This is a genomic window from Paenibacillus sp. PvR133 (genome assembly GCF_017833155.1).
In the GTDB taxonomy this organism is placed as follows: Bacteria; Bacillota; Bacilli; order Paenibacillales; family Paenibacillaceae; genus Paenibacillus; species Paenibacillus polymyxa_B.
The window spans coordinates 2,525,926-2,541,717 of sequence record NZ_JAFIBS010000001.1; the positions used below are offsets into that span (position 1 = coordinate 2,525,926).

A 15,792-nucleotide genomic window follows, 5' to 3' on the forward strand; every position below is an offset into this window, starting at 1 on the left:
CATTATTTCATATTTTTGGAGAGCCAGTAATCAAGTCCGCCTCTTCTCAAATGCGAGCGTCCGCCTTCAATTTCCGCCGCCACTTCGCCCAGCTCCGCTGCGATAGAATGTGCAAAGCTACGTAGGCCGTGGATAGAAGGCTCCAGGGTCTCTAGCTGTTGGACTGCTTGATCGGCAATGTTCACATAGCTGGCGAGCGCACCGCGTACATAAATCGCTTCCTGAATCTGTTTGGGTCCCAATCCTTCACAGTAAGCCGTCTTCTGCTCGGCACTGATATGAGACAAAAGACAGTTATAGCTATGTTCGACCAAATCTTCTGACCAATCCGCCCAATCATCCGACATTTGAAGCACGAGTAGCGCCAAGTCCGTCATATCTGTAATGATCTGGATCAGATCGGCACGGCCTGCAAGCAGTAAAGCACCCGTTCCGGCCATTTTTAATGGACTTGCTTTCAGCGCGACCTTATTTCTTTCCCCTTGAAAATAGTCCTCTGTTCCTTCGGATGTCACACTAACGGCCCATTCATCAATATACGTTCGGGCATATGACCAAAAAGGAGAGGTTGCCGGAAAAAGGTCCCGATATACGCTTAGACACTCGGTATAGAATAGCTGGCTTAACGCGAGTTGCGTTTTACGGTTGTCTGCTGCTGTGTCCATCACATCATCTTGAATTAAATAGTGAGCCATGACGAACACGTTGCCAAGTGACAGCTTGCGGCATGTTTCGGGGGGGAGTCCGGTGAGTTCTTGCAGCCAAAATGGAAGCAAATAGCATATGTAATTACGCGTGCTGTCTTCCCGCAACGGATTAAAACGCGCCAGATAGTCCAACCCCTCTTGCTGAAAGGGAGCTGGAAACGTGGACGTCCGTTCCTCCGCTTGACGAAATACTTTTTCCAATTCGTCTTTGTATGCAAAATACCATTCCATCGCCATCACCTGCATCTCTTATGAATATTTTTATAGCGACTTCTAGTTGTTACCCGCCATTATACAACAGATTGCAATTTTCAAGATTTTGTTATTTTTACATTGAGAATGTTGTAAAAAGGATATCGACAAAAATCCCGGCTGGGAAGATCCCGCCGGGATTTTGTTTTTTTAAAATTAGATGATCTCTAAATAGTCAATATAAGCATCCCATGTCCCATTATCGGCTGTTACAACAAGCTCAATCTCTTGATTTCCGGTTCCATGGCTGACATTGTTTAAAGTATAGACCGCAGGACTGCTCCCGCCGTAGTAGAAGGTACCCTTCGTTTGTCCACCAATTTTCAAGTCAACTTTGGCCATGTTGGAATTATTTGAAGCACCACGGAGTGAAAAACTATGGGTGCCGCTGGTAAAATTCTGTGTGAATTTCACTGAATCATTGTTGGAGTATAAAGCCACTCCGTTGAACGGCGAGCTGATATTTGAAGTATACTGACCGCCTTTGGTCATATTCTCTGCTTCCACTTTTGTGCCTTTGTTTGGCGGCGTTTCGCCGTTTCCGCCATCAGGCGCTACCGCCCGGCCATTGCTTGGTGAGATCATACCAGAGCAAAGGTTACGGTTTTTGAGGTTCTGTGCAATTTGTGGAATAGCTTGGAGTGTAGTCTGGTACTGATCATGCATCAGGATCACATCGCCGTTTTTAAGTTTGCCCGCAGCAGCTACGATCTGTGCGGTGGAGGCGCCGTTCCAGTCTTGGGAGTCAACGTTCCACAATACTTCGGTAAGACCGTTTTGGGTCTCAATGGATTTGAGGGTTGTGTTGGTCTCGCCATACGGAGGACGGAATAACTTTGGTACCGTGCCAGTAATGGACTGTATCGTTTGCTGCGTGCGTGTAATTTCCGATGACATCTGCGATGTGCTCAGTTGTGTCATATGCGGATGTGACCATGAATGGTTACCGATCCACATGCCTGCTGCTTGCTGGTCACGTACAAGCGAAGGATTATTCTGCACGTTTTGTCCAAGATTAAAGAGCGTCGCCCGTAAACCGTTTTGCTTCAAAGCACTAAGCAGCGCTTTGGTGTTAGAGGGATTGGGACCATCGTCGAAGGTTAACGCTACATAACCGCTCGAGCAATCAGCCGCAAGCGCCTGGTTGCTCGAGATCACCAGCGAGCCTGTGAATAAAGACAAGGTGATTGACATAATCGCCGTCCATTTTCCTGCTTTAGCTATAAACAAGGTTGTACCTCCTTAACAATTTTAATAGATAATAAGGTTAGTTGATCTCCAAATAATCAACATAAGCATCCCATGTTCCGTCATCGGCTGTTACAACGAGCTCGATCTCTTGGTTTCCGGTGCCATGGCTGACATTGTTTAAAGTATAGACGGCAGGGTTGCTTCCACCAAAATAGAAGGACCCCTTTGTTTGTCCACCGATTTTCAAGTCAACTTTGGCCATGTTGGAGTTGTTCGAGGCACCACGTAGTGAAAAACTATGGGTGCCGCTAGTGAAATTTTGCGTATATTTCACCGAATCATTGTTGGAGTATAAAGCCACTCCGTTGAACGGCGAGCTGATATTTGAGGTATGCTGACCGCTTTTGGTCATACTTTCGGCTTCTATTTTCGTACTTGTGCCTGGAGGAGTAGTCGTTCCGCCGTCAGAACTGCCGCCAATCGTAATTGTATTACTAGTTACATTAGCACTCCCACTGCTTTGGTATCCCTCTACAGTAAGTGAAGTTTCATACATCTTGCCCATTTTCATGCCCATGCTTTCCCACTTTTTGAAGTGCTCGCTAACCGATATGGTTCCGCTTGTGCGTTTGGATGTCCGGACACTCCAATACTGTTGAAAAGTTGTTTTGTCTCCTTTAATGGAAGGCTGGTCAACCCGAGTGGTTTCATAAATATCATATGTTCCCCCGTCAACGGTAAAAGTGCCCTTCGATGTTGCACCGGGTGGACGCCAGCTTCCCCAGCTATCGACGATGTAATATTCTACGAGCGGGTTAACTGCCCATCCATAGACGCATAAATACGAATTACCATTTGGTTGGTAGTTGGCACTGTAGTTTACGGAAATGTTTCCAATTTGCTGGTGTGTCTTGGTCTCGTCGAATTTCTTGCCTTTACGGAATAATGCATTTCCAATGTTACTCCACTGGGCACTGAACGCCCCCCCACTATTAAGAGTCATACTTGTGTTCCCGGAATCTTTCCACAACTCATAGTAGTAGTTGTCATGGGTACCGGTTTGGTTTGAGGTGATCGTTGTTGCCGCCTGTGCATTTACTGCGGGTAAGATAAGCGAAAAACAAATCAAAATTGATAAAAATAACCGTATTCTTTTTTGTTTCATTGGACTTTCCTCCTTGTGTGTAATTGCATGTAGTCTGACTATGATGCAATGCATTCTGTAGTAGCTTGATACAACATTTATTTCCAAAATTTTAATTGTAATCGATTACAATTAAAATTTTATCATATTTTCCTTAATATTTTACCTGAAAAATTTCGAATTATATTGTAGAAAGTTTAGTACTTCATTCTTACTTCCCTACAGGATAAGGTTTCCAAGGAGTGCGTTCAGATCGAAGATTGGGGTGTAACCGTGATAGAAATGTTCATGAGCTCGTATTTTCCCGGTCTTGTGACTACTTAACAGGTGAAAATACGAATAAAAATAGCAGAAAGAGAAAATATTAAATTAAAAAGGGTGAAAGAAGGGCCTGAATATGAAAAAACAATGGAAATTAATCACTGCTACCCTGTATGTAGGAGTGATGATGTATGGTAGTGCAGGGATTATCGAAGCTGCTGGTATAAAGACAAGCCCCCAGATGCAAGCTCTTACTCCTAGCAACTCTATTCAGGGTGAGGCTGATCCAGGGCGCATGCAGTCACAGGACTGCCATCGACAAGGACATGCTTATAAGCACGGGCATGGCAAACGGCCTGGAGGCTGGGACCATCATCTGAACGAAAAAGTAGCCAAACTATTGGGTATCACTCCTGTTCGCTTAGAAAATGAGTTGGGACAAGGCAAATCGTTGTCCGACATCGCTAAAAGCAAAGGAATTAATGAGGAACAGCTTATAAATAAGCTGAAAAATGAAATGACCGTCGATCTGAAACGGCTCGTCAACCGCAAAGGGCCAATTACATTCGATCGTAAGTCCGGCACTTCGAATGAAGCTCAATTGAAGCGTTAGCAGGGGATACCGTCAACCTCGGCTAACGAAAACTAAATGTAAAAGGGGTGCTTGGCTGATGCAGAACTAGCATGATCTTTTTTGTACTAAAAAACCTTGAGAATGGCGGTCCTCAAGGTTTTCATATTCACCGGGCGGTCCGCATCGGATTCCTGCTCTCGCAGGGCACCTTGGTCTGGCACAGTCCGCAGCCGGCACCTGATTTGGCCTCGCCGCCGTTTAAAACCGCAAAGTCCCGTGATGCTTGGCCGTACACAAATTTCATGCAGGCAATCTTGTCATGTCCGCCTTCCTTGCTGATGGCTTGCACAGGGCAGCGGGTAATGCACACACCGCAGATGCCCTTGCTACACAGCAGGCAGTTTCCGGTATGGCCTGTGACTGAAGATGCTCTGGCATCAGGCGGCACCTTGAGATCGGTCACCACGGACAGCAGGCGGATGGCAATTCCTTTTTCGGTGATGAAGCCGTCGTTGATACTGAAGGTGCCAAGACCCGCAGCATATGCAATGTGGCGCTCCGACCAGTTGGAGATCGGCCCCCCTGTGGCACCATAGATGCTGTACCAATCCGTATCCAGCGGTGCAACTGCACGGTAACCAAGGCCTGTTAAGTATCCCACCAAATGCCGCCTTGCAGACTGTACAAAATATTCATCGCCAAAGGTCCGCAGCAGCGCCCATTCCCTTGAGGCTCTATCTTTTTGCGCCCGATTAGCCTTGCGGATCGTCTCGCTGATCGGCAGCACAACGCTGATAACGGTACCTCCATCAAAACTCCCCATTCCAAAGGAACGTTCAAATGCTTCCTGCGGCGTGGCGTGGTCGGGCCCGACCACTCTTTTGTACTCCTCAAACAAAGGATCATTGCCCGCGGCAAATTGAATAATCGGCTCCTCGTAATAAGGACTCTGTAGTTCTTCACAAACATTGCCTTTGTCTTCGCTCACATAGGTTTTCATCTCGGCTACGATGTTTTCTCTCATATCCGGTACGGATTCAACCATCCTATCCACATCCCTCTCCGTGGTTATTGTTCACAGCAAAGCTTCCTTTCAGAAGTCTTGTGGCGGGCTAACATATATTACTTACCAGCCTTGATACCGCGAAACATTTCTTTTTTTTCGTGTATATACACGAATTGAGTAACACTTCATGTATGAGTAGGCGGCTAATCACAAACCCAAATGTTCAATTTTGGATAAGAGTGAGGTCAGTATCTGCAGATTCCCGTTTCCCAATGACTCCTGCAAAAAACGTTGCGCCTCCTCCCAAAGCTCGGCTGCGTCGTTGTATACCGTTCTTCCACTCTCCGTCAGAGTAAGGCAGCGGTTGCGACTGCCCTCAGCAGATGTATCCTCCACATATCCGCTATGCTCCAGCGCCTTCAAATTGCGCACAATCGTTGTCCGGTCGAGCCGCATCTCCAGCGCCAATTCGCTTACACTTGCCGGTCCCAGCGCAGTTAAGTGTTTGAGAAGCGAGAATTGGCTAATATTGAGTCCGCTCGGGGCCAGATACCGGTCATACAGTCCCGTAACAGCCATCGAGGAACGGCGCAGATTAATGCAGGTACAGACTGAGGCTGATTGCTCCTGCGGAGATTTCTTATTCTTTTCTGTCGTTTTCATAAGTTCTCCATTCGTGTACTATTTCGTGTATCTACACCATCTCAAAAGTGGCAGGTTTTGTAAGCGATATTTGTCACAGCAGTCAGCTCTGTCGGTCTATCATGATTTATCCCCTGTAGTCCTTCCTACTAATGAAAAGTTGAAATAACCAGTCGCACGAAATCAACCAGCTACTGGTTATTTAGCTTTGCTAGAATATGAGTTGAGCGATACCTATAATAGCTTTTTAAGCTGGGAAATACGGCCTTGGGATACGCCGAGCCATTCAGCATATTCGCCTTGCTTGGCTGTTGGATGCTCGCGCATGAGTTTTCTTAGATTTTCAACTAAATGTTGTGAAGACAACCGATGTGCATTTTTTTCTTTGTACGCAGGTTTCTTTACGACAGGAACAGGTAATTGACTCACATCTATGTTTCCCTTCAGATCGTTTATGCATTTTTTACATAAAAATGAATCCCTGAAATAGCTTAAATCCTGAACCGAATAACATAAGTGACAGCAGACTCCAATATACTTCCGCATACTCAATAATCCTGTTTCAACATCTAAATAAAATTCTAAAGATTCACCAGCTTGAATCCCCATAGAGGTTCGCATCTCCTTAGGGATAACAATCCGGCCTAACGTATCCAAGGGACGTGTCATACCTGTATTTTTCAAATGAGCTTCTCCTTCCATTGTCCAACATCCAATGATCTCCTAATAAAAATATAAAAATCAATAAAGTTAAAGCATTTATGTTTGTTCCAAAATATGGTATTATCGTGAAGGAAAATCAATAGTTATACTATTAGTTTCCAAACTATATTGTTTATTGAAATTGAAATTCTATGAAAATGCTGAAAGGGTGGTTTATCCATGGAAATCACACCTACGATACAGGCAGAAATTCAAACCTATTTGAAACGAAAAGGCTTAACGATGACCAAGTTTGGTCACACGATTGATTTGAATGTAGGTACAGTTAGTAGCATTGTGACCGGTAACCGATCTATTTCTGTTCACCAACTGGATAGTATTACTGCGGGAATGAATTTACCACCGGATTATTTTTACGAACGTTATATTGAAGAATGCATTGAAGAATCTCCGCTCAACTGGAAAAAAATCAGCCCTTTCCTATACCGATGCATTGAGCTAGGACGACTGGATTGCTTGCAGCGAGTGGTAATTCTGTTATTGGATAACCCTAATTATCCGCCATCACTCTTTGAAGTCGCCGAAAATGTATACAAAGACGGTTATAATGAAGCAGCGGCTTACCTTTACAAAAAGGTGGCTGAAAGTGAGAAGCAGCAGCATTCAGAGCGATTGGCGATCTGCCAGTATCGTTTGTTCCAAATCAATATTGGACAAGATAGAGCTGTAAATCTTCAGGCTGCCATTGAATTTGCCCCTTTTGTTGATCGTTTAGACGAGATAGAGCAATTAGATGCATTAAAAGATTTAGCGAACGTGTATAGGTCACTAAGTATGTGGGACAAGGTGTATGAATTTTCATCTCAAATGGGTCAAATGGGAAAGATCCAATATAATTTGGTTCATAACTCTAAGCGAAAAGGAACAGAGCCACGAAAAAAGCTAAGCAGGCCACTGTTTGTATACATAGTTTACTCCGAGTTGCTGTGTGCTAATGCTTGCGATGCAAAAGGTGATCATGAACAGGCATTAGAACATATTCGAGGTTATGCCGATCTAAGTTGGGTGAAGGAGAAGGATCCTGATTCACTTTATTGGAAGAAGCAATATCAACAATGGGCGAAAATTAATACGTACGTCAACAGGCTTATGTCCGGGGATATTAGTGTTCTCCCCGATTACGTAGAACATATGGCTGCCGAAAAAGAGATTTTGGCCGAGCTATTGAACGTCCTTGAAGTAGCTAATCGATATAATGTAGATGTAGATCATGTCCTCCGACGTTTTGAATCCCAAATTGCAGCATATCAGGAACCGTCATCTTCTGACATGTACACACAACAAGTTTTACCGGGAGAATACATTCGGTTCTGGTACAAGATGGCTAAATACAATCTTAATAAAGGTAGATATCCATATGGTTTCAAATGTCTCCTAAATGCATGGGAAAAGGCCGAATCCATTAATAAAGGAATACTTTCGCATAATTGTGCAATGTTATTTGAACGATTTAAAGCGTATGCCGTTCCTGAAACCCGAGATCAGTTGCAAAGTCTATGGGAGAAAATTGACCAAAAAGATGGTTTTTCTTTTCGCAATAACTAGCTTCTTATTGGTACTCGCAGTACCAATCCAAGGTCCGAATCAAGGTCATGGAACGATTTCTACCACTGGAATCATCGGAGGTGCTTAATTCGAGTGTAACTACTATGGACCAGCTTATTGCTGGTCTATTTTTGTATTATTTTGTAATTTTTTGGTTCAAAAAAGATTATGACGTATTTGTACATCCCTCCTTAAAATGAGATTCATTAGGAGGTATGCAGGATGAACAGGTATGAAACGGTAACGTTAATTCAACAGATGGAACACGCCAGACAACATTTGCATGATCTTTACGAAGAGTATGGCTTCGGACATGCTTGTGTACTTGAGCAGTCTATGCTTTTGGATGAACTGATTAATCAGTACAACCGTATGTTTCAAACCAAGAAGCTGCCTCACTATGTTTAGGGCTAGATCATTAACAACGACGATGTTATTTCAGTACATCCTCTCCCTTCTTTGTTATGCAAAACTGTGACTTTTCCCGCGTAACGTTTATTATTATTCTATATAATGACTTATTTTAAAATAAAATACATATTCATGTCATAAAATGTTAATCACTTTTTTGAGGGGACGGCATACTAAGGCAATAAAAAAAGCAGAGCTCAATAAGCGAGCATTGCAGTTTGAGGATAATATACACATATTAAGAGACTTTTATGGCAGGTATACATGAGTGAGTTTTATTATTATGTTGAAGAAAAGAAGATTGCTCTTTCTATTCTACTCATGACCATTTCCATTCCGAGCTTGGCCGCAAATGCTCAAGGATAGAACCTTCGTCGAATGAATTTAACCAGTACATTAAAGATGCTATTGAGCAAGAAATTCAAGTGAATGAGGGAGATGACAATGGTTACAAAGTATTTTATTATGCTGGCAAATCGGATGAACCTTACATTAACTATTAGAGACAAATTAACTATTCTAATATCTATGTAGTCAAATTTAATGGTTTGGGTACGACTGGTAGATCGGTTAAAAGAGTTACTGCTATTGCCATGAATAATGCTGGTTCCCCTAATACATCCTTTTCATACGGATTTAACTCGCCAGCTATTTGGAACAATATGAGATTCCTAATTAATAATAGTGCTGGAACCAAGTACCCCGAAAATGTTACCAATTTGAGTGATGATGTTTGGAATCATGGTGGACGAATTGATTATGTCAAGGATTCAAATCATGTAGAGAAGTATACTTTTTACAAACAATGAATGTAATTCGATTAGAAAAGGATTGATGCGTTATGTTAAAAAAAGCAGTTAACACATTACTTTTTTCCTTAATCTTCTTTTTGACAGTAGATCAGACCAATGCAGCTCTTCCTAAATACTTGTATAATCTTGTGATTAAAGTCAACAATGTTGAGGTTACATCCGATGCTAATCCTTATATTGAAAGAGCAACGAATACTACTTATGTTCCCATTAGATTTGTATCAGAAAATCTGGGGGAAACTGTAAACTGGAACAGAGAAAAGAAAGAGGTTACAATCCGTTCGGAAGATGGTAAGACAGTGCGCTTGACAATCGGAAGCAAAGTTGCTTATGTGAACGAACAGCAGAAAATGCTGCCTAGCGCTCCTGTAATGCCGATATCTCCTAACCGTGTCATGGTGCCACTCAGATTTGTTTCCGAAGTTATGGGTGCTACTGTAGACAGTAGTAAGAAAGATGAGACTCTGTACGTAAATATCACCAAGGCTAATTAATCATTCCGTCTTCTTATTGAGTTGATAGATAGGATGTTTCTAGTTGAGGCCTCAATAATATCAAATGGTAAACGCATTAGTCTGGAATTCTTGTTGTATAAAAGCTTTAGGTAATATGATAATTGTTTTTAATTTAGTTTAAAAAAGGACATTCCCGGAATGAATCGGGAGTGTCCTTTTTTAGTGCTGTAGCATCTTTTTTCTATTAGCCAAGCTCCTGCGTGCTTTTGGAAGCACGTTTGGAGGAAAGGAACTGGAAGCGAAACGAGTGCCACTTCAACCGCTGTCTGCCTTTGGAACCAACAATCCAGTTGCCTCCAGGCAGATGGGCAAACAGCCAGCTTATGCCTAGAGAAACACTTGCTACGACGATAAACGTAATGAGCGTAGCTGTAAAATGATGATCGCCCAGTGCAAGCGGGCGGGTGTAGTAGGATATGAAGGCCAGTACGAGTGCATGGGCCAGATATCCTCCAAAAGAATAACGTCCGATCCAGTTCAGCATACGGCGAAACGGCTCGGATCGCGTATCTTTTTGCAAATGGAGCAGCAGTCCGTACAATAAAAGCAACTGCGACACAATGAGAACAAAGGTGCTTGGCTTCAAATAGGTCGAAATATTAAGATTGATCGTACCACCCGACTGGATCAGCATCGTGTGACCCATGAGCATGAACAAACCAATAAAGACAAATACATTCCACGGCAACGTCTGTTTGGCCAGTCCACGCCAGGTGTCCGTCATATAGGCGCACACTGCGCCCAGCATAAAATAGAAAAAATACATAACAAAGTTATAAGTGCGGTAATCTAACAGAGTCTGCCAAAAGGACGGCAACCCAGTGCTCCATGCAGACATGTCATAGTAGGACCATTGTAACAGCAAAGCATAAGCCGTAGCGGCAATCAGCATAATAGCCAAAACAAGCTGTTTGCGTCTTTTCGTGCTGTAACGACGTAGAAATGCTTGAACCTGCCCGGCTGCTTTTGCAAATAAAGGAAACAAAATATAAAACTGAAAGATCATCACTACAAACCATAGATGATATCCGCTGACGGGGATGATCATTTCCTCGAACATACCTTTGTAAAAGTAAATATTTCCCCACTGCGCCGTTGACCAGTTTTGAGTACATACCCAATAAATAACAGTCCAGCAAAGGAAAGGAACATAAATATCTCGAAACCGCCTGCCAATATAGCGAGGATAGCCAATCGGTTTGTTGCCGTTATAAAAAAGCAGCGCCGCAGACAGGAAAACGAACGTCGGTGTGCCAAAACGTGTCAAATGATACAGCATCGCGAGCATAACAGAATCTGGCTGTTGGATGTCGCTGCGATAAATATATTCGCCAATGCAATGCTGAAGCACGACAGCGAGGTAGGCAAGGCCCCGTAGTTCTGTCCACTCCGCGATACGCGGCTTGCTCATCCATATCACTCCTTTTCCTCAAGATACGCACATGTTTTCCCTAGCACAATTGTAGGTATTGTAACGTAGAAACATTAGTGCAGGATTAACGCCACCTGAAAGTAAGAAGAGTGAAGTAGTTCCAATTTGATATGATTGCATTTACAATCTAAGTAAAACCAGAATAAATTAAAGTGAATTTATAACTTAAGGATACACACAGGAAGAGGAGAGGAAGGATGAAAAAAACGCTGCTGGTATATATGCTGTTGATTGCGGCCTTTGCTCTCTATGTGTTCAGGTATGAACAATCTGGCCCGTTGAATGGCACTTGGGAGGATAAGGGGCTACGAGGCAGCATTGGAGAAACCTATATGATGATTACCTTCCAGTCTGGTTTGGAGTATTGGAAAAGCGGGCTCAAGGGCTTCGAGGATGCTGGGGATGCGCTGGGGGTGACTGTGGAGTATCGGGGAGCTACCCGTTATGATGCGCAGGAGCAGATGACCGTTATTGAGCAGGCGATTGCTCGTAAGCCCGCAGGGATTGCCATATCAGCGATTGATCCTCACTCCCTGATTCCGGTGATTAATAAGGCGCTGGATGCGGGCATTCCTGTGGTACTGTTTGATGCCGAAGCGCCGGGGAGCCGGGCGTATTCCTTTTTGGGCACGGATAATTATAAGGCGGGCGTGACTGCTGCAGATAAAATGGCAGAGCTGTTGGGACGAGAAGGCCAAGTCGCTGTTCTGACACTACCTGGACAGCAAAATCATGAAGAACGCTCGCGTGGCTTTCGCGATACCATTCAACGGCAGTATCCTGCGATGAAGGTGGTGGAAGTCGCAGATGGCCGTGCAGACGCGATGGTCTCCCGGGATGAGTCGCAAAGGCTGATGAAAGCTTATCCGAAACTGGCGGGCATTTTTGTGACCGATGCAACGGGAGGAACAGGTGTGGGTGAAGCGGTACTGAGTCAAAAAAACAGCCATCCGCTGAAAATCATTTCTTTTGATACAAATAAAGCGACACTGGATATGATTCGTGGTGGGACGATCTCGGCAACGATTGCCCAGGGAACATGGAATATGGGCTATTGGTCGCTTCAATATCTGTTCCATCTGCATCATCATTTAACGATTCCTGCACCTTCTTCCTCTGGCGACAACACTCCGCTGCCCGTGCGGGTAGATACTGGGATTTCCGTGGTCACCCGGGCGAATGTAGATGATTATTATGCGAAATAAATTTTGGAAGCGTATCCACTTAAGGGTGCACCAAACGATGCCTCGCTTACGCTTGCGCAATATGCCTTTACGCTTTCAGCTCATGCTGCTGTTCCTGTTGTTTGGCATTGTGCCTTCGCTGGGATTAGGTCTACTGGTCAATTGGACGGTGGAACGGATTATTGAGCGACAGGTGGAAGACCATACGATGCAATTGATTGGCAAGGTGAACGAAGCACTGGACACCAAAATGGAAAATTTGCAAAACATGACGTATCTGATTGCTTTTAACCCCGATATCGGGGAGTTCTGGAAAGGGCGGACGCTGGCAGACGGCCACGCGGGTCATGCGAGTATAGTAACGCCCGAAAACCAGGGGGGGCTGACACAGAACTCGGTGCAAAATCAGGCTCACACTTCCAAGCAGGCATTAAGTTCTGTACAGGAGCAGGATACGCTATATGAAATGAAGCAATTTTTGCAGGGATATACTACGTTATATCCTGAGATTGCAGGGATTCTGATCGTAAACGAAAAAGGCGACTATATCAGCAATGAAATGTATGCTCGAAGCACGCGTAGCTTGACGGAAGAAGGCTGGTACCAACAGGCGGCGCAGCATGCAGGCATATTCACTGTGCTAGGACAGCCGAGCCACCGTAATGTAACGACTCATGTCCGGTACAAGGACAGTGAAATTGTCTCCGTCGTCCGTTCGGTTACGGATTCGGAAACCGGACATGTGCTAGGCGTGATTATGATTGACCTCAAGCTGCGGGCTGTATCGCAGGCTGCCAGAGATGTAACCCTGGGCAAAAGCGGGTATTTAATGGTGACAGATGCTGAGGGGCGCAGCGTGTACAGGCCGGATATGCCTTTGATTGAGCGCATTCCGTCGCAATGGTTCGGGGCAGGTGACAGCGGGATGTTTACCCGTGAAGCTGGGGGCAGAGAATTGCTGTTCATGTTCAGGGCTTCCGAATTCACGGGCTGGAGAACAGTGGGGGTATTCCCGGCACGCGAATCTACACTGGAAGTGCGGCAAATTCAGTTCTATGTCGTCTGTTTTGTTTTTATTGTATGTCTGTTTGGATTAACGGCATCCTTGCGATTGTCGAGTTCCATTGCGCAGCCGATTTTCCGGCTGATGTCCTATATGCGGGCAGCAGAGACAGGAGATCTTACAGTTCGCCAATGGAGTGACCGTGGGGATGAAGTTGGAATGCTGGGGCGGAGCTTTAACCGGATGCTGGAGCAAATTCGCCGTCTCATGTCACTTAGCGAACTGAGGGAACGACAAAAACGGGATGCCGAGCTGCGCAGCCTTCAGGAGCATATTAAGCCGCATTTTTTATACAATACGCTAGATACCATTCACTGGATGGCTCGAAAAAATGGAGCAGACGACGTGTCCGACATGGTGGGGGCCCTATCGAGATTGTTCCGTCTCGGGCTGAGCAAGGGGGATGACTTTATTCCGCTGCGCTCCGAGATTGAGCATATATCGAGCTATATGCAAATCCAGCAAACCCGCTATCGTGACCGACTTCGCTGGGAATTGAATGTACCCGACGAGCTAAAGGATCTGTTCGTGTTGAAGTTAATGCTTCAGCCTGTAGTGGAAAATGCGATTTATCACGGCATCAAGGCTAGACGTGGTCCAGGCACGATTTGGGTAGAAGCTAAAGCCGAGGGCGACAAGCTGCTGCTGACGGTACGTGACGATGGAGCAGGGATGACGGCAGACCGTCTGCGTGAACTGCGTGACTGGCTGGAAAACCCCCTGAAGGCGATGGAAGGAAAGCAGAAGCAAAAGGGAGTTAGTACCCATGGCAGAAGCTATGGCATGCTGAATGTACAAGCGCGTATCCGGCTGTCTTTTGGTGAGGAATATGGAATTGTACTGGAGAGCACAGAAGGGACAGGTACCTGCGTGACGATCACTCATCCGTTGCTGCTGGATATGGCACAACTGAAGAAGCCTTATGAAAAAGGAGAGGGTCAGGATGACGAAATCAAAGGCCACAGACAACTCGACAACGGCGAGTCTGATTGACCAGGCCATAACGGAAGTGACCATAGGGACGGCAAAACGTTATCAAGTATTGATCGCAGATGATGAGCCGATCATCCGAGAGGGGATACGAGATTGCATAGACTGGGCGGCTCTGGGCATGGAAGTGGCAGCAGAGGCGGAGGACGGAGAAGAAGCGCTGGAGCTGGTGGGTCAGCTTCATATCGACATCGTGCTGGTCGATATGAATATGCCGTTCATGGACGGCATTGAACTGATTCGGCGGCTGCGGGACGAGCGTCCGGAATGCCGCTGTCTGATCATTTCCGGGCATGATGAGTTTGCTTATGCGCAGGAGGCTGTCCGACTTGGCGTAGAGGATTATATTTTGAAGCCGGTAGATGCGGAGCAGCTTCATGCTGCGTTGTTGCGGCTTCGTCAGCGAATGGACGAAGAGCACAAGCGTGCCGCCTATGTAGAACAAGCCGCCGGACAGATTGAACGGAATATTCCGCTGCTGCGCCAGCGGTTTTGCCTGGAATGGCTGGAAGGGCAACACACGGGAAAAGACGTCATGGAGCAGTTGGCGTTTTTACGGCTTCCATCGCGGCCGCCTGCTCAGATCGGTGTCGTACGGTGGCCTGCGGCAGAGGCCCGGCAGACGATTATGCGCGAGAATGACCGCCAGTTATTTCTTTTTGCTGCTGAAAATATTATTGGCGAACTGCTGGAGGACTGCCCGCATGTGTTGTTCCGCGATGCGAACGGACTGATCGGCATATGCCTGTGGCAGGAGGCACCCGAGACGATAGGCGCTTCCATGGAGCAGGCGATTGGGCGCTACCTGAATATAGCGGTTCATACGCATGTGGAGCCCAACGCGGGTGGACTGGAAGGCGCAATTGACGCATACCGGGTGAGTCGGGATCGTGTGTATGGCGAATCGCAGTTGTCTCCCATCGTACGCCGGGCTCGGCAGCTCATTCAGGAAGGTTACGCCGATCGGGAGCTGACGTTGGAAGCCCTTGCTTCGCGGCTACAAGTATCCGCCGTATATCTCAGCCGTGTGCTCAAAAAGGAGCTCAACGACAGCTTCGTGACCCTCGTCACGCGTGCCCGTATCCGTAAAGCGGTGCAACTGCTGGATTCCACGACGTTGTCTATCTATGATATAGCAGAACGTACGGGTTACGACAGTCAGCACTATTTTAGCACCGCTTTTAAAAAGACTATGGGCGTGTCTCCTGTGCAGTACCGTAAAGGCGGTGGAATTCAAGAAAACACGGTGGAGTAGGAATTGGCACGGGGGATGAGTCCCACACTGTCTCATAATAAACTGTAAGAAAAAATGTGTGTGTAATCACACCTACGCATTCAGG

14 protein-coding genes are annotated in these 15,792 nt (G+C 45.6%); 7 read left to right on the forward strand and 7 right to left on the reverse strand.

The genetic code is table 11. The annotated features are described in order from the left end of the window. Positions 1–2 precede the first annotated feature (2 nt). The 3 genes from JOE49_RS11180 to JOE49_RS11190 form a co-directional block, all read right to left on the reverse strand. Positions 3–938, reverse strand: a complete 936-nt coding sequence (locus JOE49_RS11180) for a hypothetical protein (protein ID WP_068938483.1) — start codon at positions 936–938, stop codon at positions 3–5. 177 nt (positions 939–1,115) lie between these two features. Continuing rightward, on the reverse strand, positions 1,116–2,189 hold the full coding sequence (locus JOE49_RS11185; RefSeq protein ID WP_209941159.1) for a polysaccharide deacetylase family protein: 1,074 nt from the start codon (positions 2,187–2,189) through the stop codon (positions 1,116–1,118). 37 nt (positions 2,190–2,226) lie between these two features. After that, positions 2,227–3,315: a glycoside hydrolase family 11 protein gene (locus JOE49_RS11190; protein WP_023987332.1), complete on the reverse strand. Its 1,089-nt coding sequence runs from the start codon at positions 3,313–3,315 to the stop codon at positions 2,227–2,229. A gap of 376 nt (positions 3,316–3,691) precedes the next feature. Here JOE49_RS11190 and JOE49_RS11195 point away from each other — a divergent pair, with 376 nt between their 5' ends. Next, on the forward strand, positions 3,692–4,168 hold the full coding sequence (locus tag JOE49_RS11195; RefSeq protein ID WP_209941161.1) for a hypothetical protein: 477 nt from the start codon (positions 3,692–3,694) through the stop codon (positions 4,166–4,168). Positions 4,169–4,295: 127 nt separating this feature from the next. Here the strand turns inward: JOE49_RS11195 and JOE49_RS11200 are convergent, their stop codons facing one another. The 3 genes from JOE49_RS11200 to JOE49_RS11210 all read right to left on the reverse strand — a co-directional run bounded on the left by JOE49_RS11200 (position 4,296) and on the right by JOE49_RS11210 (position 6,479). After that, positions 4,296–5,174: a (Fe-S)-binding protein gene (locus tag JOE49_RS11200; RefSeq protein WP_209941163.1), complete on the reverse strand. Its 879-nt coding sequence runs from the start codon at positions 5,172–5,174 to the stop codon at positions 4,296–4,298. 168 nt (positions 5,175–5,342) lie between these two features. Next, positions 5,343–5,798, reverse strand: coding sequence for a MarR family winged helix-turn-helix transcriptional regulator (locus JOE49_RS11205; RefSeq protein ID WP_075153849.1), 456 nt, complete (start codon positions 5,796–5,798; stop codon positions 5,343–5,345). A 213-nt stretch (positions 5,799–6,011) separates the two neighbouring features. Further along, entirely contained in the window at positions 6,012–6,479 is a 468-nt protein-coding gene (locus JOE49_RS11210) for an AbrB/MazE/SpoVT family DNA-binding domain-containing protein (protein ID WP_209941165.1), read from the reverse strand. Positions 6,480–6,659: 180 nt separating this feature from the next. On the opposite strand from JOE49_RS11210, the gene JOE49_RS11215 reads away from it, so the two are divergent. The 3 genes from JOE49_RS11215 to JOE49_RS11225 all read left to right on the forward strand — a co-directional run bounded on the left by JOE49_RS11215 (position 6,660) and on the right by JOE49_RS11225 (position 9,762). Next, entirely contained in the window at positions 6,660–8,045 is a 1,386-nt protein-coding gene (locus JOE49_RS11215; protein ID WP_209941167.1) for a helix-turn-helix domain-containing protein, read from the forward strand. A gap of 222 nt (positions 8,046–8,267) precedes the next feature. Next, the gene (locus JOE49_RS11220; RefSeq protein WP_025723187.1) at positions 8,268–8,453 is read left to right on the forward strand and encodes an aspartyl-phosphate phosphatase Spo0E family protein; all 186 of its coding nucleotides are present in this window, start codon (positions 8,268–8,270) and stop codon (positions 8,451–8,453) included. A gap of 844 nt (positions 8,454–9,297) precedes the next feature. After that, entirely contained in the window at positions 9,298–9,762 is a 465-nt protein-coding gene (locus tag JOE49_RS11225; protein ID WP_209941169.1) for a copper amine oxidase N-terminal domain-containing protein, read from the forward strand. 205 nt (positions 9,763–9,967) lie between these two features. On the opposite strand, the gene JOE49_RS11230 is transcribed toward JOE49_RS11225, so the two are convergent. After that, positions 9,968–11,194: an acyltransferase gene (locus JOE49_RS11230; RefSeq protein ID WP_209941170.1), complete on the reverse strand. Its 1,227-nt coding sequence runs from the start codon at positions 11,192–11,194 to the stop codon at positions 9,968–9,970. 218 nt (positions 11,195–11,412) lie between these two features. On the opposite strand from JOE49_RS11230, the gene JOE49_RS11235 reads away from it, so the two are divergent. From JOE49_RS11235 to JOE49_RS11245, 3 genes are read left to right on the forward strand one after another with little or no spacing between them, the layout of a single operon-like run. Beyond that, positions 11,413–12,420: a substrate-binding domain-containing protein gene (locus tag JOE49_RS11235; RefSeq protein ID WP_209941172.1), complete on the forward strand. Its 1,008-nt coding sequence runs from the start codon at positions 11,413–11,415 to the stop codon at positions 12,418–12,420. Between the two features lie 37 nt (positions 12,421–12,457). Then, the gene (locus JOE49_RS11240) at positions 12,458–14,455 is read left to right on the forward strand and encodes a cache domain-containing sensor histidine kinase (RefSeq protein ID WP_245248369.1); all 1,998 of its coding nucleotides are present in this window, start codon (positions 12,458–12,460) and stop codon (positions 14,453–14,455) included. Then, positions 14,406–15,707, forward strand: coding sequence for a response regulator (locus tag JOE49_RS11245; protein ID WP_209941176.1), 1,302 nt, complete (start codon positions 14,406–14,408; stop codon positions 15,705–15,707). Before JOE49_RS11240 ends, JOE49_RS11245 begins: the two co-directional genes overlap by 50 nt. Positions 15,708–15,792 lie beyond the last annotated feature (85 nt).